Genomic DNA, 24373 nt, shown 5'->3' with positions numbered 1-24373 from the left:
ATGCATGATGGGTTCACATTTGATGGATAAGAAAGCAAGTACCCCCCACCCCGCCCATCGCCGCTTCGCGGCGACGGTCGACCCTCCCCACCGCTCGCAAGCGCTCGCGGGGCGGAGGGTTAAGTCTTCCGCGGCCGCGCGACCGTCCGATGCCCTGCTTCTTCCCCCCTCCCCCCGCTTCGCGAAGCGAAGTGGCGGGGAGGGGTCGGGGGTGGAGGGTGTCTCAGCAAACGTAACTCGTGGAGAATCCGCCTCGCTCACCCGGACTCACCTCAGCCCGACTCAACAAATCATCCCGCTCTAGGAGCCGCATTGGCCACGATCAACTACGATAGCGAATTGCGGCGCGCGGGCGCCAATGCCACCCATGGCTGGCGCCGGCTCGCCTTCCTGGCGCGGCGCCATGTGCTGGGCACCATCGGCCTTGGTTTCATGCTGCTGTTCGTGTGGGCGGCGACATTCGCCGACCTGATCTGCCGCTACGATCCGCTCTCGGTCGACGCCGCGCATGCGCTCGTCCATCCCGACGCGCGGCACTGGATGGGGACCGATTCGTTCGGCCGCGACGTCTGGAGCCGCATCATCCACGGCGCCCGCATCTCGCTCGCGGTCGGCATCGGCTCGACCACGCTGGGCGCGATCTTCGGCGTCAGCATCGGCCTCATCTCCGGATATCTTTCCGGCTGGGTCGATCTGGTGTTCCAGCGCGTCACCGATATCCTGCAGGCGCTGCCGCTGCTGGTACTGGCCCTGATCATGACCGCAGCACTCGGCCCGACGCTGCCCAATGTGATCATCGCGATCGCTATACCGCTGATCCCGACGGTTTCCCGCGTTATCCGCGCCAATACGCTGGCGCTGCGCGAGCTGCCCTATATCGAGGCCGCCAAGTCGATCGGCATGAGCGAGACGCGGATTGCGCTGCGCCACATCCTGCCCAACACGCTGGCGCCGTTGATCGTGCTGGCCACGGCGCAGCTCGGTTCCACCATCCTCACCGAAGCTTCGCTGTCGTTCCTCGGCCTCGGCATCCCCGAACCCTATCCGTCCTGGGGACGGATGCTGTCGGAATCGGCCGCGGAATATGTCCGCACCGCGCCGTGGCTCGTAATCTTCCCAGGCCTGGCGATCAGCCTTGCGGTGTTCGGCACCAACCTGTTCGGCGATGCGCTGCGCGACATTCTCGACCCGAGGCAGCGCGGCTGATGAGCGAGCAAAACGAGGCAGCGGCGGTTCTCGAGGTGAAGGGCCTGCAGACGGTGTTCTTCACCAACTCCGGCCTGTTCAAGGCGGTCGATGACCTCTCCTTCACCGTTCGCCGCGGCGAGACGCTCGCCATCGTCGGCGAATCCGGTTGCGGCAAGAGCGTGACCGCGCTGTCGGTGATGCGGCTCGTCCCCGATCCGCCGGGACGAATCGTCGGCGGCTCGATCACACTTGAGGGCACCGATCTGCTCGGCCTCGATGAAAACGCGATGCGCGAAATCCGCGGCAATCGCATCTCGATGATTTTTCAGGAGCCGATGACCTCGCTCAACCCTGTGATCCGGATCGGCGACCAGATCACCGAGGCGGTTCGCCTGCACCGGCAGATGTCCGCCAGGGAAGCCTGGGAGCAGGCCGTCAAGATGCTGCGTCTGGTGCGGATCCCCGAACCGGAGCGGCGCGCCACCGAATATCCGCACCAGCTTTCGGGCGGCATGCGCCAGCGCGCGATGATCGCGATGGCGCTGGCCTGCCGGCCGGCGCTCTTGATCGCCGACGAGCCGACCACCGCGCTCGACGTTACGATCCAGGCGCAGATTCTTGCGCTGGTGCTCGAACTGCAAAAAGAGCTCGGCATGGGGCTGATCCTGATCACCCACGATCTCGGCGTGGTCGCCCAGACCGCGCAGCGCGTCATCGTGATGTATGCCGGCAAGAAGGTCGAGGAGGCCGATGTCGAGACTCTGTTCGCCAATCCCCGACATCCCTACACCCGCGGCCTGATGGCCTCGATCCCGAGCGTGCCGCTGCCCGGCGCCAACGCCGATGTGCGGCTGGTGGAAATTCCCGGCATGGTGCCGTCGCTGACCAATTTGCCGAAGGGCTGCGCCTTCGCACCGCGCTGTGAACTCGCAATCGCGTGCTGCCGCGAGGAATATCCGCCGCTAGCGGACTGGGGCAATGGCCATCTCGCCGCATGCTGGCGCGCCGCGGAACTGGTGGGCGCGCCATGACCGACCCGCGCCCGCTGCTCGAGGTGACCGACCTCGTCAAACACTATCCGGTGCGGAGCGGCGTCCTGCGCCGCACCGTCGGCAAGGTGCATTCCGTCGACGGCGTCAGTTTTTCGATCGGCGTCGGCGAAACGCTCGGCATGGTCGGCGAGTCCGGCTGCGGAAAGTCGACGGTGGCGCGTAGCGTGTTGCGGCTGGTCGAGCCGACCAGCGGCAGCATTCGACTGAACGGCGAGGATATCACCCATCTCGGCAAGGCGACGTTGCGGCCGCACCGCCGCTCGATGCAGATCATCTTTCAGGACCCGTTCGCTTCGCTCAATCCGCGGATGACCGCCGGCGACATCGTCGGCGAGCCGCTGACGGTGCATGGCCTCGCGTCCGGAGAGAAGAAGCGCGAGCGCGTCGCCGAACTGTTTCAGCAGGTCGGCCTCCGGGCCGACCAGATGAAGAATTATCCACACCAATTTTCCGGCGGCCAGCGCCAGCGCATCTGCATCGCGCGTGCGCTATCGCTGGGGCCGAGCCTGATTGTCTGTGACGAGCCGGTCTCGGCGCTCGATGTCTCGATCCAGGCGCAGGTGATCAACCTCTTGATCGACCTGCAGCGCAAGTACGACTTCTCCTATCTGTTCATCGCGCACGATCTCGCCGTCGTCGCCCATATCAGCCACCGCGTCGCGGTGATGTATCTCGGGCGCATCGTCGAGATCGCGGACAAGGCAAAACTGTTCGCCGACCCGCGCCATCCCTACACGCAGGCGCTGCTCGCCTCCGTGCCGATCGCCGACCCCAAAGCAAAACGCCTGGTGCCGCTGATCGACGGCGACGTGCCAAGCCCGATCAATCCGCCATCGGGCTGCGCGTTCCACACCCGCTGCCGCTACGTGATGGATCGCTGCAAGGTGGAACGGCCCGAGCTTGCCGACGTCGGAGACAGGCATCAGGTGGCGTGCTTCCTCAATGACGGGACGGGGAGGACTCAGATTCCGTAGGGTGGGCTAAGCCAATGGGTCGCGCGAATGCGCGCCCGATGATAAACTCCGTGAGCCCACCATTTTTCGGCTCCGATGATAGATGGTGGGCACGGCGCGAACTGCGCCTTTGCCCACCCTACCCCCTATATGCCGTCCGCCGGCTCTACGTCACACGCGCCGGGCGACCTTCTGCTGCTCGCCGGCAAGCGTTTCGGCCGCCACCGCCCTGATGTAACCATCGCGCGCCTGGAGGCGTTGCCAATAGGCCGCGACGTTTGGCCCGAAATCCCTGGCCAGCCCGATGTTCTCGGCAAGCCGCAACGCATAGCCGATGACGATATCGGCCGCGGTGAAGCGGTCGGCGCAGAGCGTCTCCGCCTTCGCCGTGGCGGCTTCAACCGCCCGCAGGCGTCCCAGGAACCATTTGGCGTAGTCGGTCGCGACCTGCGGATTGCGCCGCTCTTCCGGCTCGAGCTGGGTGTAGCGCAGCACCAGGGTTTGCGGAAAGGTCAGCGTCGCGTCGGAAAAATACATCCAGTTCAGGAACGCGCCATAGGCCGCCTCGCCTTCGCCGACGATCAGCGCCGTCGGCCCATGGCGCGTGCCGAGATAGTGGCAGATGCCGGAGGACTCCGTCATCCTGGTCTCGCCGTCGATCATCAGGGGAATGGTGCCGAGCGGATTGAGCGCGAGATATTCCCTGGCGAGTACCCTGGGCGGGAACGGCAGCATCTTGAGCTCGTAGGCAAGCCCCATCTCTTCCAGCATCCACAGCGGCCGGAACGAGCGCGCCGCGTGGCAATGATAGAGGGTGATCATCGGGCGTTTCCTTGCGTTCGATTTCCCGGCCCGCGGGCGCTAGACGTGCTCAGCCGGCAGACCGGGCACCGCCGTGAAAGGCTTGTTGACGGTGACCTTGCCGATCGGGGTCGTAATCGTCGTCACCAGGTTCCCGCTGCTCATGCTGCCGCGGATCACTGCGTCGATCAACACCTGGCCGCCGTTGACCGCGACAACCGGAATGGCTGCCACCAGCAGCGCAAATACCCAATCGTCGCCGCGATGAAAGTCGGCAATGGTCGCGATCGTGGTCCCCTCGGTCTCGTTCTTGACCGATAGCACGGCGCCATGCGGGTTGCGGCCATGGGGAGCAAGCTGGGGTGCGGGGGCAACGAGAATCTTGGCGTCCCACGCCAACTGTTGGCCGGAGGAGGCCGCGGCACCGCCGCCGATTTCGATCCCCTGCAGTTGCGTCACGTCCTCAAGGTCCGACAGGCTCGGGATCAGCGGGCCCTGTATGGTGAAGTCCAGCACCTCGCGCGCCACCCCGGTTGCCGGGAACGTCGCCGAGAAGCCTCGGAAACCGATTGCATTCCGCGCGCGGGCATCGATCACCGACCAGTAATAGGCCACGCCGTTGCCCTGGCACGACACCACGCAAAGCTGATCGCGTGGGAGCGCTCGGTCCGGACCGGGGTCCAAATCCATGGCAGTCCTCCCTGTTGAAGCCGGCCATCAGTATGCTCGCACCAACGGGCTTTCGGTAGTACCAGATTCCCGAAGCGGCGGTTCAGCCCCCACAACCTCCGGACCGCCCGATGCAAAAATGTCGGCTGGCCAATCCGGCCTGACTTGGGCATGCTGCGGGTACATCAGCTCGATCAAGGGATCAGGCGGCACAAGACCGCTGTACCCCCGGAGGAGATTTTGCCGGTTCGCCGCTGCGACCGGATCACCCGCTTCGGCCACAAAATGCCCGACGATGCGCCGCCTTGCGATCTGTTCGTCAATCCCCTTGCCATGAAAGAAAGGTGCAATTCCGTGAAGAACAAGAAACTGTCCCTGGTTATCTCCGTCACTGCCGCAGCCGCGCTTGCGGTCCTGACCACGCAGGGCGCGCTGGCGCAAAAGAAATACGACACCGGCGTCACCGACACCGAAATCAAGATCGGCAATGTCGAGGCCTATAGCGGGCCGGTTTCCGCCTACGGCGTCATCGGCAAGACCGAGGATGCCTATTTCAAGATGATCAACGATGCCGGCGGCATCAACGGCCGCAAGATCAACTTCATTTCCTACGACGACGGCTACAGTCCGCCGAAGACGGTGGAGCAGGTCCGCAAGCTGATCGAGAGCGACGAGGTGTTTTTGATCTTCAACGCGCTGGGCACGCCGACCCAGACTGCGGTGCAGAAATATCAGAACACCAAGAAGGTGCCGCAGCTGTTCATCGCCTCCGGCGCCAGCAAGTGGAACGATCCGAAGGAATTTCCCTGGACCATGGGCTTCCAGCCGAGCTACCGGGTCGAAGCGCGAATCTTCGCCAAATACATCCTGAAGACGAAACCCGACGCCAAGGTCGCGGTGTTTTATCAGAACGACGATTTCGGCAAGGACTACGTGGCCGGCCTGAAGGAAGTGTTCGGCGACAAGACCTCCTCGATCCTGGTCGCGGAAGAAAGCTACGAGACCACCGAGCCGTCGATCGATTCCCATATCGTCAAGCTGAAGGGCACCGGCGCCGACGTGCTGGTCAATATCTCGACGCCTAAATTCGCGGCGCAAGCCATCAAGAAAATGGCCGAGATGGAATGGAAGCCGATGCACGTCATGACCGACGTCTCGATCTCGATCGGCGCGGTCATGAAGCCGGCGGGCTTTGAGAATTGCGAGGGCATCCTGTCGGCCCTCTACATCAAGGACGCTTCCGATCCGCAGTGGAAGGACGACGCAGGCATGAAGAAATTCATGGCCTTCATCGACAAGTACATGCCGGGCGCGAACGTCGCCGACGCCAACCTGGTCTACGGCTACGCCGCGGCGCAGACCATGGTGCAGGTCTTGAAGCAGGCCGGTGACGACCTGACCCGGGAAAACGTCATGAAGCAGGCCGCCAGCCTGAAGGATTTTGTCCCGGATACGCTGTTGCCCGGCATCAAGATCAATACCTCAGCCACCGACTTCGCCCCGATCGAGCAGCTTCAGATGATGCAGTTCAAGGGTGGCCAATGGGTGATGTTCGGCGACGTCATCAGCGCCGAGGTCGGGGGCTAGAGGCGAACTGTCATTCCGGGGCGATGCGAAGGCATCAAACCCGGAATCTCGAGATTCCCCGATGCGCAATTGCGCATCTGGGGTCTGGTGCTAACGCACCAGCCCGGAATGACGGAAAGCTTGCGTTCCCGCCGGACGGTTCCCAAGTAATTGAGGCCGACCGAAACCGACCGCCGAAACCACGGGTTCCCACGTGCATTATCTGCCGCTGACACCGGTACTGTTTTCGATCCTGGTGTTCCTGTTCATCGGGCTGGTGATCCTGATCCAGCTGCGCATCCTGCGCTATGCCTATATGCGGCTCGGCGTCGGGCCCGGCGCCGCGCTGTTGCTGCTGTTCGGTTCGCTGATCGGCAGCTATTTCAACATCCCGATCACGATCCTGCCCGGGGAAACCATGCGGTCGGGGCAGGTCGTCGACTTCTTCGGCATGCAGTATATCGTGCCGGTCGTGGTGTCCTCGCCCGGCACGGTGCTGGCCGTCAATGTCGGCGGCGCGGTGATTCCGACCATCATGTCGACCTATCTGGTGCTCCGCTATCAGCTCTGGCTGAAGGCTGCGATCGCCACCGCCGTGATCGCCACGATCATTCACGCGATGGCGACGCCGGTCGCCGGGATTGGCATCGCGGTGCCGGTATTCCTGCCGGTCGTCACCACTGTCATCATTGCCTTCATCCTGTCCCGCGAATATGCGGCGCCACTGGCCTATATCGGGGGATCGATGGGGACGCTGATCGGCGCCGACCTGCTCAATCTCGACAAGATCAACGGGCTTGGCGCGCCGGTCGCCTCGATCGGTGGCGCCGGCACCTTCGACGGCATCTTCCTGACCGGAATCCTCGCGGTGCTGCTCGCCGGGATCGCCTCGCCGTCGCGGCCGCGGCCGGCATGGTAGCCGGCCAAAAATCCCGCGCGGCGGACAATGCTCCGGCCACCTCGGTTGCCACACCCCTCAACTCCCCATAATAAGAACCAAAAGCCGCCGGGAGTGGCGATGCAATCGTCGTTTTCGGACAAGAAACGAACGGGTAAGGGTTACGCCGATGGAAGCTCAGGTAAGCAGATTTTCTGTTCCGGCCGCCAAATGGTCGCCTCCGCCTGAGGCCAGCGATATGGTCAGGAACATCCACGCGATGCTGCATCCGCGCAACATCGTGCTGGTCGGGGCGACCGACAAGCCCGGCAACTATGCCGAACGGATCTGGAACAACCTGATCAAGTACAAATACGAAGGCGGCCTCTATCCCCTCAACGCCAGGCGCGAGACCATCTGGGGCGTGCCCTGCTACAAGGATTTTGCCAGCCTCCCCGACAAGCCCGATCACGTGCTGGTGCTGGTGCCGGCGCGCTTCGCTGTGCAGGTGATCCGCGACGCGGCCGCGGCCGGCGCCCGCTCGGCCACCATCGTCACCTCGGGCTTCAGCGAATTGCAGGACGACGAAAGCCAGCGGCTCGCCGGTGAGCTGCAGCAGGCGATCCGGGAAACCGGGCTTGCGGTCACCGGCCCCAATTGCCTCGGCAATTTGAGCGCCGGCGAAAACATGTTCACCAACATCGACGACCGCATCGTCACCATGGAAGCGGGTGCGGTAGCGATCGCCGGGCAGTCCGGCGCCATCGTGATGGCGATCCGCCAGGCGCTGGAGGATCGCGGCGTCGGCGTCGGCTACATGGTCACGACCGGCAACGAGGCCGGTCTCGAAACGCCGGACCTGATAAGCTATTTCGCGGCCGATCCCTCGATCCGCGTGATCGTGGTGTATCTGGAAGGCGTCCGCAACACCAAGGGGTTTCGCGACGCCTGCAAGGCCGCGCGCGCTGCCGGCAAGCCGGTGATCGCGCTGAAACTCGGGGCCTCCGAGGGCGGCCGCGCCGCCGCCATGGCGCATACCGGGGCGCTGGCGGGTTCGATCGAGACCTTCGACGCCATCTCGACGCGCGAGGGCGTGATTCGCGTGCGCGGCCTCGACGAATTGATCGAGACCACCGAATGTTTCGTGCATGCCGATCCGCCAAAGGGCGACCGCCTCGCCGCGGTGACCTTGTCGGGCGGCAAGCGCGGCCTTCTGATCGACGCCTTTCATTCGGCCGGGTTGAATTTCGCGCCGCTAAGCCAGAGCGCCAGCGACAAGCTGGCCAAAATGCTCGGGCCCGGCTCGATCGTCGGCAATCCGCTGGATGCGGGATTTGCCGCGGTGGTCGATCCCTCGGTCTACATGCAGTCGATCAAGATCATGATCGACGATCCCGACACCGACATCGTCATCATCGACGCCGAGCTGCCGAAGGCGCCGCATGAATTGCGCGAGCGGAATTTGCGCATCGTCGACGGCATGGCCGCCGCGGCCTCGAAACCCGTGGTCTACATCTCGACGATGTCGATCGGCTTCACCGAATTCACCAAGGGCCTGCGCAAGTCGCTGCCGCATATCGCCGTCATGCAGGGACTGGACCGCGCGGTGGGCGCGATCAAATCGCTGATCGATTATGCCCGCTTGCGCAAGGTGGTGCCGGAGATCAAATCGAGCTCGTCGGCTTCGGCGCGCGCGACGCTGGAGAAGACGCTGAAGAAGGCCGGCGGCGCCGCCGCGCTCGACGAGGTCGCATCGAAGGCGCTGCTGCGAGCCTACGGCATCCCGGTGTCGAAGGAAGAGATCGTGCAAACCGCGGCGGATGCGGTCAGGGTTGCGAAGAAGATCGGCTTTCCGGTCGTGGCCAAGGTGGTCAGCGCGGAGATCCTGCACAAGTCAGACATCGGCGGCGTGGTGCTGAACCTCAACAGCGCGGCGGAGGTGAAGAAGGCCTTCAACGACATCACCGCGCGGGTGAAGAAACTGAAGGGCAAGCCGAAGCTCGAGGGCATTCTGATCGCCCAGCAGGTCAAGGCCGAACTCGAACTGGTGGTGGGCAGCGCGCTCGATGCCGAGATGGGACCGGTGGTGCTGTTCGGCACCGGCGGCGTCGATATCGGGCTAATTAAGGATGTGGCGCTGGCCGGCGCGCCGATCGACGCAACTGAGGCGAAAGAGCTTATCGGCAAGACCAAGGCCGGCGTGAAGCTGAAGGGGTATCGCGGCAAGCCGGCGCTGCACGAGGCATCCGCCGTCAAGGCGCTGGTCGGCCTGTCCAACCTGATGGCGGACGCCGGCGGGCGCATTGCTTCGATCGACGTCAACCCGTTCCTGATCAACGCCAGGACCGGGGTCGCCGTCGATGCGCTGATCGTGCTCAACAACGAAGCGGCCAAGCGTGCTGCCGGGCATTGAGGCCGGCCATCCGGGGATAGGCAATGAAATCGGCGTTAGGCGGCCTTGCGATATTGGTGGCGGTTTGCGGGACTGCCGCGGCGCAAACGCCGGGGGCGGCTTCCTCGCCGCCAGGTTCATATCCGGCTTGGGCTTACCCGTGGGCCCCGGATTTCAAGGCCGCGCCCGACGACGGCGTCCCGAGACACGTTCCCGACAGCACGGCCGCTTTCACGATCACGCAGGAACGCGACCTGTTCTTCGCGCCGGACTGGCATCCCGGCGATCATCCTCCGATGCCTTCCGTGGTCGCGCATGGAAGACCGCCCGATGTGCGGGCCTGCGGCTCCTGTCATCGCACGGAAGGCACCGGAGGTCCGGAGAATGCGAGCCTGGCCGGCCTTCCCGCCGCCTATATCACTCAGCAGATGGCCGACTACAAAAGCGGCGTCCGCAAATTTTCGGGCCCGCAGCGCAGCCCCGTCCTGCTGATGACCGCGATCGCCAAGGCCGCCACCGATGCCGAAATGAAAGCGGCGGCGGCCTACTTCGCCTCGCTCAAGCCGAAATCGGTTATCCGCGTCGTCGAAGCCGATAGCGTCCCGGCGACGCAGATTGCCCGCGTGTTCTACATGCTGGCCAAGGATGGGGCCAAGGAGCCGCTCGGCGAGCGCATCATCGAGGTACCGGAAGACGTCGCCCAATTCGAGCACCGTGACTCGCGTGCGCAGTTTATCGCCTACGTGCCGAACGGCAGCCTGGCCAGGGGTGAAACCCTCGCCAGGACCGGCGGATCAGGCATCACGATTGCCTGCGCGGGCTGCCACGGTCCGGCCCTGCAGGGTCTGGGCTCGATCCCCGGGATCGCCGGACGTTCGCCGAGCTATCTCATGCGTCAGCTCTACGATCTCCAGCAGCACACCAGGAACGGAACCGGCGCTGCCCTGATGGAGCCGGTGGTCGAAAAACTCTCGCAGAACGACATGCTCTCGCTTGCGGCCTATGTTGCATCCCTGAAGCCTTGAGCGGTGACATGACCCGTCACAGGATGGACCAAACATGATCATCGAAAACCAAACCATGGTCACCGATGCGGTGCTGGAAGCAGTCAGCCGCGCCGAGGATCCGCGGCTGCGCGAGATTCTGCAGGCGCTGGTGCGGCATCTGCACGGCTTTGTGCGCGAGGTCCGCCTGACCGAACGCGAGTTCCAGCAGGCGGCGAAGCTGGTCGCCGCGATAGGGCAGAAGACGACCGCCTCGCATAACGAGGCGGTGTTGATGGCGGGCTCGCTCGGCGTCTCCGCGCTGGTCTGCCTGCTCAACAACGGCAACCACGGCCAGAGCGAAACCCAGGCCAACATGCTGGGACCGTTCTGGCGTGACGACCAGCCGCTGAGCCGGAGCGGCGATAGCCTGGTGCGCTCGCCGACGCCGGGCCCGGGCCTGATCGTCCATGTCGCAATCGAGGATGGGCAAGGTCTGCCCGTGGCAGGCGCTGAAGTCGACGTCTGGCATTCCTCGCCGGAAGGTCTCTACGAGAATCAGGACCCGACCCAGGCCGAGATGAATCTGCGCGGACGTTTCGTTTCCGACGAAGCCGGGCGTTTTGATTTTCGCAGCGTCAAGCCGGCGGGCTATCCGATACCCGTCGATGGACCGGTCGGTGAATTGGTCAGGGCCACCCGCCGCCACAACTACCGGCCGGCGCACCTGCACTTCATGATCTACAAGCCCGGTTTCAAGACAATGATCTCGCAGATCTATTCGCCCGACGACGAGCACATCGATTCCGACGTGCAGTTTGGCGTGACGCGGGCGTTGATCGGGAACTACATCCGCCATGACGAACCTTCGAGCGAACCGGCTTTTACGGCCCCCTGGTATTCGCTCGATCAGCGCTTCGTGCTGGAGGTAGGCGACGCGAGGCGCCCGATCGCGCCGATCCGCGGCAAGGCGACGGCCGAAAGCCACCACGGACGTTGAAGCCAGCGGATGTCAGCGAGTCACGTTGTCAACCTTGATTTCGGACAAGAGTCCGAACAGCCGCTCGGCGACGAGGTTTTGGCCGGCCGGCGTCCAGTGGCTGCCATATTGGCTGGGATAGGATTCGGCGCCATCGAAGGTCACGAACGGTATGTGTTCGGCCTGCAGATGCCGAACAAGAGCATCGTCGCGCGATTGCAGGCCGACGATGAACTTCGCCCCGTGCGCTTCGACGAATTCGTGCATCCGGCTGACCAGTTTCTCGGTCGGATCGGGCACGTCGACTCCGGGATGTTCGATTTCCACATAGGCGAATGCGGCCACTCGCGCGAGCCAGAGATGGCGCACCAGCCAGTTCTGCTTGATGTACAATTGGCGCGACGTGGGAACCGGCTGCCCGCGCAATTGCAGCGTGCCATCGGCGGCGGTGGCAAAATAAGGCTTCTGATAGCCGTCGTAGCGGATGTTGGTGGAGTTATCCAATCGGTCGTTATCCGTGCAGAATATCAGCACCACCACCGCGGGCTGGATCGTCGGCCATATCCGCTGCAGCAACAGATATTCCTGGTCGGTGCCGTACCCCGAGACGCCAGCGTTGACGATGTTGAATCCGGGCAGCCGGTTTCGCAGCAGGTCGGTAAAGCGCTCATCGGCTTCGGCGTCGACGCCCCAGACAAACGAATCCCCGAGGAACAGGATCCTCGGCCGGGCATCGCGCTCGAACTCGATATCCCGAAAGCCCAGGCTGTTATGCTTCACATGGATCGTCCGCGCGTTGGTCACCAGGGAACTCGAATGGGGGACCGCCGCCCAGCCCAACTCGGCATCGTAGCGATAGGTCAGCGATCGCTCGTTGCTGCCTTCCCGCAGCATGCGCAAATCCGCGAGGCGGAGCATGATCTCGATCGCAGCCAGCGTCGCAAGCGCGACGCACAAGGTGATGCCGGCCGACCGCAACGCCCCGCGAACCCGTTCACTTCCGACGAAGTGTTTCATGTCATACCCTCACGTCGGGCGAACGCCAATTCTTCCAGCGCCGGTCGCATTGATATTGCGGGAACGATGGCACAGGGGCATTCTTGAGGCAATTTTTTGGTTGCCAGAATGAGATTTGGGTGTGCTACGTCCTAAAGCATGATCCGGAAAAGTGGACGCCGGTTTTCCGAAAAGATCATGCTCAAACAAAAAGGTAGAGCGGGGTGACGATTGGTCATCCCGCTCCAGGCGTGCTGCAATCTGTTTTGGAGTTCAGGCGTGATTGACGGTAAATACAAGTCGAAGCCGGGGCAGTCGACCCACGAAGTCTTTTCCCGTGACGAAAAGATCGTGGCCGGTTCCGACCGCTCGTTCGGACTGGTGATGGCGGCAGCGTTCGCGGCCGTGAGCTTGCTGAATGCCTGGCATTCGGGAAGGCTGTGGCCGTGGACCGGCGGACTCGCCGCACTGTTGCTGGCGGCGGGATTATTTCGTCCCGCGGTTCTCCATCCGCTGAACCTGATATGGTTGCGGTTCGGACTGCTTCTCAATCGCGTGGTCAGCCCGATCGTGATGGCGCTGCTGTTCTACGGCACGGTTTTGCCGACCGGCCTCGTCATGCGGATGTTCGGAAAGGACCCGCTGCGGCTGAAGCGGCAACCGGACGCGGACAGCTACTGGATCGTGCGGCAACCTCCCGGGCCATCGCCCGAGACCATGAGAGACCAATTTTGAAGGACATAGAATGGATCTGGTGGCCGAGCTTTGGCGGTTCATACGCGTCCGCAAGAAATACTGGCTGCTGCCGGTCCTGATCATGATGGTGGTATTGGGCGGGCTAGTCGTGATCACCAAGGGCTCCGTGATCGCGCCTTTCATCTACACGCTGTTCTAGCGGCCGATGCGTATCCTCGGCATTTCCGCCTTCTACCACGACAGCGCGGCCGCGCTGATCGAAGACGGCCGGATCGTCGCCGCGGCGCAGGAGGAGCGTTTCAGCCGCCGCAAGCATGACGCCGCGTTTCCGCATAGCGCGATCGCCTATTGCCTCGCGGAAGCCGGCGTCACCGCCGACGAGCTCGACCATGTCGTATTCTACGACAAGCCATTCCTCAAATTCGAGCGGCTGCTCGAAACCTACATTGCGCTGGCGCCGCGCGGGTTCGCTTCCTTCAAGATGTCGATTCCGCTCTGGCTGCGCGAAAAGCTGTTTCAGAAGAACCTGCTGCGTGACGAACTCAGGACATTCTCGGAAAATTTTGACAAGAGCCGGCTGTTGTTCTGCGAGCATCACCTCAGTCACGCGGCTTCAGCCTTCTATCCCTCGCCGTTCGACGAGGCGGCCGTCCTCACTATGGACGGCGTCGGCGAATGGGCCACCACGTCGGCGGCCATCGGCAATGGCCCCCGGCTGGAAATCACCAGGGAGATCCATTTTCCGCATTCGCTCGGGCTGCTCTATTCGGCCGTGACCTATTACACCGGCTTCAAGGTCAACTCCGGCGAGTACAAGGTGATGGGGCTCGCACCCTATGGCGAGCCGAAATATACGAACCTCATCCTCGACAACCTGATCGACCTGAAGCCGGACGGCTCGTTCCGGCTCGACATGTCCTATTTCAATTATTGCACCGGGTTCACCATGACCAACGATCGCTTTGCCGCATTGTTCGGCGAGCCGGTGCGCAAACCCGATCAATTGCTGACGCCGTTTCACATGGATGTTGCGGCCTCGATCCAGGCGGTGCTGGACGAGGCCGTGCTGCGGCTGACACGCAGCCTTGCCAAACAGACCTCCTCGCGGAATCTCTGTCTCGCTGGCGGCGTGGCGCTCAATTGCGTCGCCAATGGCAAGGTGTTGCGCGAGGGCCGTTTCGAGAACATCTGGATACAGCCGGCCGCGGGCGATGCCGGCGGCGCGGTCGGATCGGCGCTTGCGGCCTACCACCTCTTCAAGGACCAGCCGCGCAAGACCAATGGCGCAGACGGAATGTCCGGCGCGTTTTTGGGACCGAGCTATCCGCAAGACGAGATCGAACGCCGGCTGACCGCAGCTGGCGCAAAATTCGCGGTCGCTGCCGAGGACGACATGATCGAGACGACGGCGCAGGCGCTGTCGCAGCAGAAAGCCGTCGGCTGGTTTCAGGGCCGCATGGAATTCGGCCCGCGCTCGCTCGGGGCGCGCTCGATCCTCGGCGACCCGCGTTCGCCGGAAATGCAGAAGAACCTCAATCTGAAGGTCAAGTATCGCGAAAGTTTTCGCCCCTTTGCGCCGGCCGTGCTGCGCGAGGACGTCGCCGACTGGTTCGAGCTTGGTTCCGACAGCCCGTATATGCTTGTCGTCGCCGATGTCAGGCAGGACAAGCGCCGGCAGATGACGGCGGCCGAACAGGCGTTGTTTGGGATCGACAAACTCAACGTGGCGCGCTCGGACATTCCGGCCGTCACCCATGTCGACTATTCCGCCCGCATCCAGACCGTGCACGGCGAGACCAACCCGCTGTTTCACGCGTTGTTGACCCGGTTCAAAGCGCTGACCGGTTGCCCGGTCCTGGTCAACACCTCTTTCAACGTCCGCGGCGAACCGATCGTGTGCACGCCCGAGGACGCGTTCCGTTGCTTCATGGGTAACGAACTCGACCTGCTCGTGGTCGGCAATTGCGTGCTGCGAAAGGCCGAGCAGGACCCCGATCTGAAGATCGATTACAGCCCGTCGCTGGAAGCCGATTGAGCTTACCCCTCGGCGATCCGGGGTTCGCGCTCACGAGCCCGGCACCGGCGGGCAGCCTGTTTTATGGGCGCAACTAAGCCGAAGGTCGCAGGATTTTCGCGGCTTCGTGGTTGGCAAAGCCGCCGCGGAAAGGTTAGGGTTCCGGCCGATCAAGGCATCGAAGAAATGCCGGCCATCAAGAACCATAAATCTTGTCTGGGAGGACAACATGGCTACTTCGCATAGAATCTGGTCGGTCGATCGGCGGACACTTCTGAAAACCAGCGCCGCGATTGCCGCGGTGCAATTCGCGTCGCCCTTCATCATCAAGGCCAGAGGCGACACTCCTGTAAAGATCGGCATGGTCGATCCGCTGACGGGCGTTCTCTCGGCACTGGCGCAGAGCGAGGTCGACGGCGCCAAATACGCCGAGGCCGAGATCAACAAGAAGGGCGGAATTTTGGGCCGCCCGGTTCAGCTGCTGGTCGAGGATTCGGCCAACGACGTCGGCACCGGCGTGCAGAAGACGCGCAAGCTGATCGACCGCGACAACGTCGACGTCATCTTCGGCGACGTCAACTCCGGCATCGCCTATGCGATGGCGCAAGTGACTACCGAGAAGAAAGTCCTGCACATCGTGCCGGGCGGCCACACCGATCCGATCACCGGCACCAACTGCAAGTGGAATGTGTTCCGGATTTGCAATACGACGACCATGGATGCCAGCGCGATCACGCCGGAACTGGTGAAGAAGTTCGGCAAGAAATGGTTCTTCATCACGCCCGATTACGCCTATGGGCACACCCTCCAGGACGCCTTCGTCAAGGCGCTGCAGAAGTCCGGCGGCACTTTCGAGGGCGACATGCTGCCGATCAACAATACCGACTTCTCCGCCACCCTCATCAAGGCGAAGTCCTACAAGCCGAACGTGCTGCTCAACAACATGGGCGGGCTGACGCAGATCAACTGCATGAAGCAATTCACCCAGTTCGGCATGCAGAAGGAAATGGCGCTCGGCGGCGCGCTGTTCGAACTCGAGAGCATCAAAGGATGTCCGCCGGACGCGCAGGCCGGCTGGTGGGACATGGAGTGGTGGTGGAAACAGCCCAACGTACCTGAAGTGGTGAAGTTCGTTGCCGACTATCGCGCCGCGACTAAAAAGACGCCCTCGGCGCGCGACTGGTTCGGTTATGTTGCGGTACAGACGGTACGATTAGCGGCGGAGAAGGCTAAGTCGCTGGAGGGCCCGAAAATGGCGAAGGCGCTTGAGGATATGGAGCTCCCACCGGATGTCGCGCTGCAGCCGGGCAAGGTGCGTTACCGCGCCGGCGATCACGAACTGATGCCCAACATCTTCGTCGGTGAGGCACATCCGCCGAAGTCCGGCCCCGACGACGTGTTCACCGTGTCCTCGCTGGTTTCGGGTGAGGAGGCCGCGGGTTCGGTCGCCGACACCGGATGCAAGATGGTTGAGCCGAGCTGAGGGCTGCAAAAGGAAGCTGAGCGATATCAGCCGTTGCGATTCCCCGGATTTGCACGAATCCGGGGGAGAGCAGGATGGTCTGGAGTGAAATCACGTGTCGACATTGTGGGCGCAAGGGCTGGCGGCATGAAAGCGTTGCGACGGACGTCGAATGGTTTGTGATGGAACCGCTCTTGCCACCTGTTTCAGCTCTCCAACATCCGCGCAAACGACCTGCGAACGCTGGTCGACGCGATCCTTTCCATCGCGTCCACCCCTCGCCCATGGCGGCAATTGCAGCCCGGGCGGTGGTCGCTCAAATCCGCATCCCCGCAAGAGAGGTCGGAAGCGCTTGAACGCCATCATGATGAGCCGGACACTGAATGGTGCGGCACTATTCGCTGACAATTGTGCCGGGTTTCTTGGCTCGGAGGAGGGCGGATGACGCAGGTCATATTATACAACGTCACCAATGGACTCATCATTGGCACTTTCTACGTGCTGATGGCGCTCGGCCTGTCGCTGATCCTCAACCTCAGCAATGTCATCAATTTTGCTCACGGCAACTTCCTCGCGCTCGGCGGCTATCTCGCCTACACATTGTCGCCGACGCTGGGTTACTGGGGTGCACTGCTGGTCGCGCCGCTGCTTACCGCACTGATCGGGCTCGCCGTCGAGCGCCTGATGATCCGCCGCGTCTATAACCGCGATCCGGTCTACAGCCTGCTACTCACGTTTGGACTTGCCTTCGTGATGCAGGATATCGCGCGTTATGTGTGGGGCCCCAACGGCCTGCCGCTGGGTTTGCCCGACTTCCTGTCGCAGCCGATCAGCGCCGAGCTGTTCTTCGTCACCTGGTATCGCGTCTTCATGGTGTTCGTCGTCATCGTCGTGGTGCTCGGATTGTTCTCATTCCTGCGCTACACGCGAGTCGGTGTGCGCATTCGGGCGGGCACGCTCGACCTTGAAACCGTGGCCTCGCTGGGCGTCAATATCAGCTTCCTGCGGACCTTCAATTTCGCGCTCGGCTGCTTCCTGGCTGGCTTGAGCGGGGTGCTCGCGGCCGGGCAGATCGGCCTCAATCCCAACATGGGCGACGACCTCTTGATGCCGAGTTTCATCGCCATCATCGTCGGCGGCGTCGGCAGCCTGATCGGCACGCTGTTCGGCGGGCTCGTGATCGGAATGGCGGCGGCCCTGACCACCGTGTTTTTCCCCTCCGCCAGCGAAGCGGTGATCTATGCCATCATGATGATCGTACTGCTGGTTCGGCCGCGCGGCCTGATGGGTGAGGAAGGAATGATGTCATGAGTACCGACGTTGCGACCGCGACCGCGGCTTCGGCGCGTCAGCCGGCCGTGCCGCACTGGGCCAAGCTCGTCGTCATCTGGGGGCTTCTGATCACCGCCCCATTCTGGTTGCCGTTGGTCGGCGGCTACACGGCGCTCGCCGGGCGCGTGCTGGTGTTCGGCTTGGCCGCGATGGGGCTGAATCTGTTGCTGGGGTTCACCGGCGTATTGAGCTTCGGCCACGCCGCCTATTTCGGCCTTGGCGCCTACGGCGCCGGCCTGACGCTGCGCTATCTCGTGCATAGCACGCCGCTCGCCATGATCGCCGGCACCCTGCTCGGCGGATTGGCCGGCACGTTGTTCGGCTTATTGATCGTACGCCGCCGCGGCGTCTACTTCGCGATGTGCACGATCGCCTTCGGCCAGCTCTGGTACTACCTCGCCTATAGCTGGAACGACTTCACCGGCGGTTTCGACGGACTGCGCGATTTCCATCGTGAGCCGATCGGGTTCGGGCCGCTGACGCTGGATATCACCGCGGGTCCTCAATTCTACTATTTCCTGCTCGCCGTCTTCGCGATCGCCGTCGGCCTGCTCGGCCTGCTGGTCCGCTCGCCCTTCGGCCATACCCTGCGGGCAATCCGGGAAAACGAGCGCCGCGCGCGCTTTCTGGCCATCCCGGTCGAACGCCAGATCTGGCTCTCGTTCTCGATCTCCTGCTTCGTTACGGCGCTTGCCGGCACGCTCTACGCGCTGCTCAACAACTTTGCCGATCCGCTGGCGCTGCATTACTCCCTGTCCGGCTATTTCGTCGTCATGTGCGTGATGGGCGGCATGCGGACGTTTTGGGGACCGCTATTGGGCGCCACCGTGTTCGTCGTGCTGCAGGATTATATATCGTCAATGACCGTGAACTGGATGTCCTTTGTCGGCACGATCTTCATACTTGTCGTGCTGTTCTTTCCGCGCGGCCTGCTCGGCCTGCGGCGCCAGCGTGGTGAGAAGTAATCATGCTCGAGGTTCGCAACATCACGAAGCGATTTGGCAATCTGGTCGCCGTGAAGGACGTGTCGATGTCCGTCAAGCCCGGCGAGCTGCGGGCGATCATCGGCCCGAACGGCGCCGGCAAGACGACGTTCTTCAACATGATCAGCGGCTATTTTCCTCCGACCAGGGGCTCGATCGAGTTCAATGGAAAGGACGTAACCCAGGTCCCAGCGCACCGGCGGGTCGGGCTCGGCATGGGCCGCACTTTCCAGATCACCGAGATCTTTCCCGAACTGACCGTGCGCGAAAACCTGTTGACGGCGGCCGAGGTGGCGGCGGGACAGACCTTGAATATGCTGCCAGGCCGGGCCGCTGCGAAGCTCGCCGGCGACGTCGCAACCGAAATGATGGCACTGGTGGGCCTTACTTCCAAGGCGGACCGGCTGGTCGGCGAACTCGCGCACGGCGATCAGCGCACGACGGAGATCGGGATGGCGCTGGCGCAGCTGCCGCGGCTGCTGCTGCTCGACGAGCCGACCGCCGGCATGGGCGATGAGGAAACCTACGCGATCACCGCCTTGATTCGCCGCCTGCATCGCGACAGCAAATACACCATCGTGCTGATCGAGCACGACATGCGAGTGGTGTTTCATCTGGCCGACTACATCACCGTGCTCGACCAGGGCGCTCTGCTTGTCGAAGGAACGCCGAAAGAGATCGCGGCGTCGGAAGCGGTGCAGACAGCCTATCTTGGGGGAACCGGATGACCGCAGCGCTGACGGCCGAGGGCCTCCACACCTATTACGGCAAGAGCCATATCCTGCATGGCGTCAGCCTCAGCGTCGCCGAGGGCAGGATCACCGCGCTGCTGGGGCGCAACGGCGCCGGCAAGACCACGACGATGCGCAGCCTGATGGGCCTGACGCCCCCACGCGAGGGCAAGGTCACGATCTTCGGCCAGGACACCACGCGCTGGCCGACCTTCCGCATCGCGGCGGCGGGAGTGGGTTACGTGCCCGAGGGCCGGCGTATCTTCGCCAATCTCAGCGTCGAGGAGAACCTCATGGTTCCGCTGGAGCGGGCGGGGCCCTGGACCATCGCGCGGATCTACCAGCTCTTCCCCCGGCTTGCGGAGCGCAGGCAAAACCGCGGCCGGCAGCTCTCCGGCGGCGAGCAGGAGATGCTGTCGATCGCCCGGGCGCTGCTGCTGAATCCGAGGCTCCTGATCCTCGACGAGCCATCGCAGGGATTGGCGCCGCTGATCGTGCGCGAGGTGTTTCGTATCGTGCAACAGATGAAGGACGAGGGCATTTCGGTGCTGCTGGTCGAACAGAACGCGCGAATGAGCCTCGAAATTGCCGACGATGCCTATGTGCTGGATGACGGTATCGTCGTCTATTCCGGTTCGGCCAAGGAACTTGGCGCCGACGAGGCGCGGGTGCGGGCGCTCGCCGGCGCCAGCGCCGAGGAATGGGCGTAGGGCAATCCGCGCGGATTCGAACGGCAAATAGCCGGCATTTCCAATTTGTAATTCGGCGGAATCGAACCTGATTCACCGCGAGGCGCGACCGACATCTGTAACCGTTCGTTCAGATGGAGGAGACTACAATGCAGCGCATCCTCGTGGCCGTGGCAATGCTCTGCCTCGCGGCAACAAGTTCACAGGCCGCCACGAAGATCCATCATGCCGGCACCAAGCCCTCTCCCCATCGCGTCGTCAGGGATAGCTCCCATACCGTCACCTACGACAAGGATTCGCCGAACCCCGCGGTCGGCTGGCACTGGGAGAACGGCATGCGGGTCTGCCACAATGATTGCGACAATGACGAAATTCCCGGCTCCGGCTTCACTTGCCGGGACGTCACCGCCATGGGCATGCCGATGCGGGAATGCACGCGCCACAACTGATGGCCGCACGACGGCGGCCCGCCGTAGCGGCCTTTCGCGCCCACGGCTTTGCCGGTACAATCGCCGCATGACAACGGGTGCAGACCCTGTTGGCCAGACGCATCGCAGTTGGTAATCGGGATGGCGGCACGCGCAAGCAACCTTGTGATCGGAACCACGACGCTGGCGGTGATCGCCGCGGCGTTCATCGGCCTCTTGGGTTTCAGGAAAATTCACGCCATCCGGCAGCAGGGCCCGCTGCGAATCGTTTTCGAGGGATCGGCGAGCGGGTTGCGGAAGGGCGGCAGTGTGAATTTCGACGGCGTTCAGATCGGCGAGATCAGGTCGCTGACGCTGGATAATCCCCGCAAGGTCGTCGCCTTTGTCATGGTCGACAACAGCGCCCCGATCCGCAAAGACACCGTGGTGGGGCTGGAATTCCAGGGGCTGACCGGGATCGCGGCGATCGCGCTGACCGGAGGTGCTGCGGCCGCACCGCCGCCGCCGCTGGATGAGGACGGCGTCCCGATCCTGACCGCCGACCTCCGCGAGAACGAATCGATTCGCGACAGCCTGCACAATGTCGACCGGCTGTTGCTCGACAACCAGACCACGATCAAGAACGGGCTGCTGAATTTCGAGACCTATACGGCGTCGCTGGCGAGCCAGGGCAAGGCGATCGACGACATGATCGGCAAGGCCGACAATGCGTTCGCCAGCATCAACAGCGCCATTGACCGGGTCGATGACCTGCTGCCCGGATTTGCCAGCGGCAACGGCGGCGAACTGCTTCAGAAGGTGCAGTCGATTCGCGAATTGGCCGACAGCTTCAAGAAGAAATCCGCGACCATGATGGAAGAAGGCCGGCGCTCGCTGCTCGATGTCAGCGAGGCGGCCAACAACATGACCCGCAAGATCAACCCGCAGGCGCTAGGCGACAACCCGCCCCCGCCGAGGAAACCGGTTCCCAAAAAGCGGCCGTAAAGTCGGCCAGCCGACCGTCCCGATGGTTCCCGATGCGTGCTTTGGGCCGGTTCCACCCGCGCCGAGGGCCGGTTTTAACCTCCGCAATCATTCGACCTGATCTGGATCGAGGTTTTTCACTATCCGCGGATTAATTCCGGCGGCCATGGAACAAAAGTTCCCGAACCGAATTATTTTGTTCGGTTCAAATTCGTGGAACCTAAATATTTGGAATGGCTTGGGTATTCCGCTTGCTTTGAAGCATCATGCGCGATTTCATGCTGCGAAATCACGCCTCCGCCTACTCGATTCGATTGTCCTGTTTTGCCGCTTGAGGGGGGAACATCATGAGTGATCTCGGCTCCGCTGTGCCGTCGACGAAGCGTCGTACCAAGACCAAGCCCTACAGCAACGGAAAGCCCGATCCTTCCCAGGAATTGCTGTCCGCCCTGCAGGCGATGCGCAGCGGCGATTTCTCGGTGCGCATGACCGGCGATCATCTCGGCATCGAAGGCAAGATCGCCGACACCTTCAATGAAATCGTCGCCGCCAACCAGCGCATGGCGCAGCAGCTCGAGCGCGTCGGACAAGTGGTGGGCCGCGAGGGCAAGACGCGCCAGCGCGTCAAGTTCGGACTGGCGAGCGGCTCCTGGGCCGACATGGAAGGCTCGGTCAACACGCTGATCGACGACCTGCTGTGGCCGACGCGCGAGGTGACACGCGCGGTCGCAGCCGTCGCGCAGGGAGACCTCCTGCAAACCGTGCAGCTCGATGTCGACGGCCGCCCCTTGGGCGGCGAATTTTTGCAGTCGGCCAACATCGTCAACACCATGATCAAGCAGCTCAGCGTGTTCACCTCCGAGGTGACGCGCGTGGCGCGCGAGGTCGGCACTGAAGGCAAGCTCGGCGGCCAGGCCCAGGTGCCGGAAGTGACCGGCGTCTGGAAGGATTTGACCGAGAGCGTCAACTCCATGGCCAACAACCTCACCGGCCAGGTGCGCAACATCGCCGAGGTCACCATCGCGGTCGCCAACGGCGACCTGTCCAAGAAGATCACCGTCGACGTCCGCGGCGAAATCCTGCAGCTGAAAGAAGCCATCAACACCATGGTGGATCAGCTGCGCTCGTTCGCCTCCGAAGTGACACGTGTGGCCCGCGAGGTCGGCACCGACGGCAAGCTCGGCGGCCAGGCGATCGTGCCCGGCGTCGCGGGCACCTGGAAGGACCTCACCGACTCCGTGAACGCGATGTGCGGCAATCTGACCGCGCAGGTCCGCAATATCGCCAACGTCACCACCGCGGTGGCCCGCGGCGACCTGTCGCGCAAGATCACGGTGGACGTCCGCGGCGAAATCCTCGAGCTGAAGGACACCATCAACACGATGGTCGACCAGCTCAACTCGTTCGCCTCGGAAGTCACGCGCGTCGCGCGCGAGGTCGGCACCGAAGGCAAGCTCGGCGGCCAGGCCCAGGTGCCCGGCGTCGCCGGCACCTGGAAGGACCTGACCGACAACGTCAACTTCATGGCGTCGAACCTCACCGCGCAGGTCCGCAACATCGCCGACGTCGCCACCGCGATCGCCGGCGGCGACTTGTCCAAGAAGATCACGGTGAACGTGTCGGGCGAAATCCTGCAGCTGAAGGAAACGCTCAACACCATGGTCGACCAGCTCAACGCCTTTGCCGGCGAAGTCACGCGCGTGGCGCGCGAGGTCGGCACCGACGGCAGGCTCGGCGGCCAGGCCAACGTGCTCGGCGTCGCCGGCACCTGGAAGGACCTGACCGAGAGCGTCAACTCGATGGCGTCGAACCTGACCGCACAGGTCCGCAACATCGCCGAAGTGACCACCGCGGTTGCCAACGGCGACTTGTCGAAGAAGATCACGGTCGACGTGCGCGGCGAAATTCTCGAGTTGAAAAACACCATCAACACCATGGTCGACCAGCTCAACGCCTTTGCCGGCGAAGTCACGCGCGTCGCGCGCGAGGTCGGCACCGAGGGCAAGCTCGGCGGCCAGGCGCTGGTGCGCGGCGTCGCCGGCACCTGGAAGGATCTCACCGACAGCGTCAACTCGATGGCCTCCAACCTGACCGGCCAGGTCCGCAACATCGCCGAAGTCGCGACCGCCGTCGCCAAGGGCGACCTGTCGAAAAAAATCACGGTGAACGTGTCGGGCGAAATCCTGCAGTTGAAGGAAACGCTCAACACGATGGTGGACCAGCTCAATGCCTTCGCCGGCGAAGTGACGCGCGTCGCGCGCGAAGTCGGCACCGATGGCAAGCTCGGCGGTCAGGCCGAAGTACCCGGTGTGGCCGGCACCTGGAAAGATCTCACCGACAGCGTCAATTCGATGGCCGGCAATTTGACCGCCCAGGTTCGCAACATCGCCGAGGTGGCGACGGCCATCGCCGGCGGCGACTTGTCGCGCAAGATCACGGTCGACGTGCGAGGAGAGATTCTCGAACTCAAAGATACGATCCACACGATGGTCGATCAGCTCAACGGATTCGCCGGCGAGGTCACGCGCGTCGCGCGCGAAGTCGGCACGGAGGGCAAGCTCGGCGGACAGGCCGAAGTGCCGGGGGTGGCCGGCACCTGGAAGGACCTCACCGACAGCG

22 protein-coding genes are annotated in these 24373 nt (G+C 63.2%); 19 read left to right on the top strand and 3 right to left on the bottom strand.

Annotated features, from left to right (window positions below; genetic code table 11):
• The first annotated feature begins 312 nt into the window (after window positions 1-312).
• The 3 genes from VK804_RS01185 to VK804_RS01175 are packed head-to-tail and all read left to right on the top strand — an operon-like array spanning window position 313 to window position 3214.
• The gene (locus VK804_RS01185) at window positions 313-1206 is read left to right on the top strand and encodes an ABC transporter permease (protein WP_325366933.1); all 894 of its coding nucleotides are present in this window, start codon (window positions 313-315) and stop codon (window positions 1204-1206) included.
• Window positions 1206-2219: an ABC transporter ATP-binding protein gene (locus VK804_RS01180; RefSeq protein ID WP_325366931.1), complete on the top strand. Its 1014-nt coding sequence runs from the start codon at window positions 1206-1208 to the stop codon at window positions 2217-2219. The genes VK804_RS01185 and VK804_RS01180 overlap by 1 nt, the downstream gene beginning before the upstream one ends.
• Window positions 2216-3214 (top strand): dipeptide ABC transporter ATP-binding protein, encoded by a 999-nt coding sequence (locus tag VK804_RS01175; RefSeq protein ID WP_325366929.1) that lies wholly within the window; start codon window positions 2216-2218, stop codon window positions 3212-3214. The genes VK804_RS01180 and VK804_RS01175 overlap by 4 nt, the downstream gene beginning before the upstream one ends.
• 150 nt (window positions 3215-3364) lie before the next feature.
• On the opposite strand, the gene VK804_RS01170 is transcribed toward VK804_RS01175, so the two are convergent.
• Together VK804_RS01170 and VK804_RS01165 are read right to left on the bottom strand one after the other, a co-directional pair.
• Window positions 3365-4015: a glutathione S-transferase family protein gene (locus VK804_RS01170; RefSeq protein WP_325366927.1), complete on the bottom strand. Its 651-nt coding sequence runs from the start codon at window positions 4013-4015 to the stop codon at window positions 3365-3367.
• 39 nt (window positions 4016-4054) lie between these two features.
• The gene (locus VK804_RS01165; RefSeq protein WP_325366925.1) at window positions 4055-4684 is read right to left on the bottom strand and encodes a hypothetical protein; all 630 of its coding nucleotides are present in this window, start codon (window positions 4682-4684) and stop codon (window positions 4055-4057) included.
• 333 nt (window positions 4685-5017) lie between these two features.
• Between VK804_RS01165 and VK804_RS01160 the strand changes: the two genes are divergently transcribed.
• The 5 genes from VK804_RS01160 to VK804_RS01140 all read left to right on the top strand — a co-directional run bounded on the left by VK804_RS01160 (window position 5018) and on the right by VK804_RS01140 (window position 11481).
• Entirely contained in the window at window positions 5018-6250 is a 1233-nt protein-coding gene (locus VK804_RS01160; protein WP_325366923.1) for an ABC transporter substrate-binding protein, read from the top strand.
• A 193-nt stretch (window positions 6251-6443) separates the two neighbouring features.
• Window positions 6444-7148 (top strand): DUF1614 domain-containing protein, encoded by a 705-nt coding sequence (locus VK804_RS01155; protein ID WP_325366921.1) that lies wholly within the window; start codon window positions 6444-6446, stop codon window positions 7146-7148.
• Between the two features lie 148 nt (window positions 7149-7296).
• The gene (locus VK804_RS01150) at window positions 7297-9519 is read left to right on the top strand and encodes an acetate--CoA ligase family protein (protein WP_325366919.1); all 2223 of its coding nucleotides are present in this window, start codon (window positions 7297-7299) and stop codon (window positions 9517-9519) included.
• A 23-nt stretch (window positions 9520-9542) separates the two neighbouring features.
• Window positions 9543-10523 carry a c-type cytochrome gene (locus VK804_RS01145; RefSeq protein ID WP_325366917.1) on the top strand — a complete coding sequence of 327 codons (981 nt, stop codon included), beginning with the start codon at window positions 9543-9545 and terminating at the stop codon, window positions 10521-10523.
• 34 nt (window positions 10524-10557) lie between these two features.
• Window positions 10558-11481 (top strand): dioxygenase, encoded by a 924-nt coding sequence (locus tag VK804_RS01140; RefSeq protein ID WP_325366916.1) that lies wholly within the window; start codon window positions 10558-10560, stop codon window positions 11479-11481.
• Window positions 11482-11493: 12 nt separating this feature from the next.
• Here the strand turns inward: VK804_RS01140 and VK804_RS01135 are convergent, their stop codons facing one another.
• Complete coding sequence (locus VK804_RS01135; RefSeq protein WP_325366914.1) at window positions 11494-12477, bottom strand: SGNH/GDSL hydrolase family protein; 984 nt, start codon at window positions 12475-12477, stop codon at window positions 11494-11496.
• Between the two features lie 258 nt (window positions 12478-12735).
• Here VK804_RS01135 and VK804_RS01130 point away from each other — a divergent pair, with 258 nt between their 5' ends.
• The 11 genes from VK804_RS01130 to VK804_RS01080 all read left to right on the top strand — a co-directional run.
• Entirely contained in the window at window positions 12736-13191 is a 456-nt protein-coding gene (locus VK804_RS01130; RefSeq protein ID WP_325366912.1) for an SxtJ family membrane protein, read from the top strand.
• Between the two features lie 10 nt (window positions 13192-13201).
• On the top strand, window positions 13202-13351 hold the full coding sequence (locus VK804_RS01125) for a DUF5989 family protein (protein WP_325366910.1): 150 nt from the start codon (window positions 13202-13204) through the stop codon (window positions 13349-13351).
• Between the two features lie 6 nt (window positions 13352-13357).
• Window positions 13358-15187, top strand: a complete 1830-nt coding sequence (locus VK804_RS01120; protein WP_325366908.1) for a carbamoyltransferase — start codon at window positions 13358-13360, stop codon at window positions 15185-15187.
• 208 nt (window positions 15188-15395) lie between these two features.
• Window positions 15396-16649 carry an ABC transporter substrate-binding protein gene (locus VK804_RS01115; protein ID WP_325366906.1) on the top strand — a complete coding sequence of 418 codons (1254 nt, stop codon included), beginning with the start codon at window positions 15396-15398 and terminating at the stop codon, window positions 16647-16649.
• Window positions 16650-17069: 420 nt separating this feature from the next.
• The gene (locus VK804_RS01110; RefSeq protein WP_325366904.1) at window positions 17070-17939 is read left to right on the top strand and encodes a branched-chain amino acid ABC transporter permease; all 870 of its coding nucleotides are present in this window, start codon (window positions 17070-17072) and stop codon (window positions 17937-17939) included.
• Window positions 17936-18925, top strand: coding sequence for a branched-chain amino acid ABC transporter permease (locus VK804_RS01105; RefSeq protein WP_325366902.1), 990 nt, complete (start codon window positions 17936-17938; stop codon window positions 18923-18925). The genes VK804_RS01110 and VK804_RS01105 overlap by 4 nt, the downstream gene beginning before the upstream one ends.
• A gap of 2 nt (window positions 18926-18927) precedes the next feature.
• Complete coding sequence (locus VK804_RS01100; RefSeq protein WP_325366900.1) at window positions 18928-19671, top strand: ABC transporter ATP-binding protein; 744 nt, start codon at window positions 18928-18930, stop codon at window positions 19669-19671.
• The gene (locus VK804_RS01095; protein WP_325366898.1) at window positions 19668-20384 is read left to right on the top strand and encodes an ABC transporter ATP-binding protein; all 717 of its coding nucleotides are present in this window, start codon (window positions 19668-19670) and stop codon (window positions 20382-20384) included. Before VK804_RS01100 ends, VK804_RS01095 begins: the two co-directional genes overlap by 4 nt.
• Window positions 20385-20512: 128 nt before the next feature.
• Window positions 20513-20812: a hypothetical protein gene (locus VK804_RS01090; RefSeq protein ID WP_325366896.1), complete on the top strand. Its 300-nt coding sequence runs from the start codon at window positions 20513-20515 to the stop codon at window positions 20810-20812.
• Window positions 20813-20932: 120 nt separating this feature from the next.
• Window positions 20933-21775: an MlaD family protein gene (locus tag VK804_RS01085; protein WP_325366894.1), complete on the top strand. Its 843-nt coding sequence runs from the start codon at window positions 20933-20935 to the stop codon at window positions 21773-21775.
• A gap of 326 nt (window positions 21776-22101) precedes the next feature.
• Window positions 22102-24373: HAMP domain-containing protein (locus VK804_RS01080; protein ID WP_325366892.1), on the top strand; the 2272-nt coding region annotated here is incomplete at its 3' end.

This window comes from Bradyrhizobium sp. (genome assembly GCF_035484855.1).
Taxonomy (GTDB): domain Bacteria; phylum Pseudomonadota; class Alphaproteobacteria; order Rhizobiales; family Xanthobacteraceae; genus Bradyrhizobium.
Note: the sequence above shows the minus strand (reverse complement) of the source record. Positions and strands in the feature narration are given on the sequence as shown.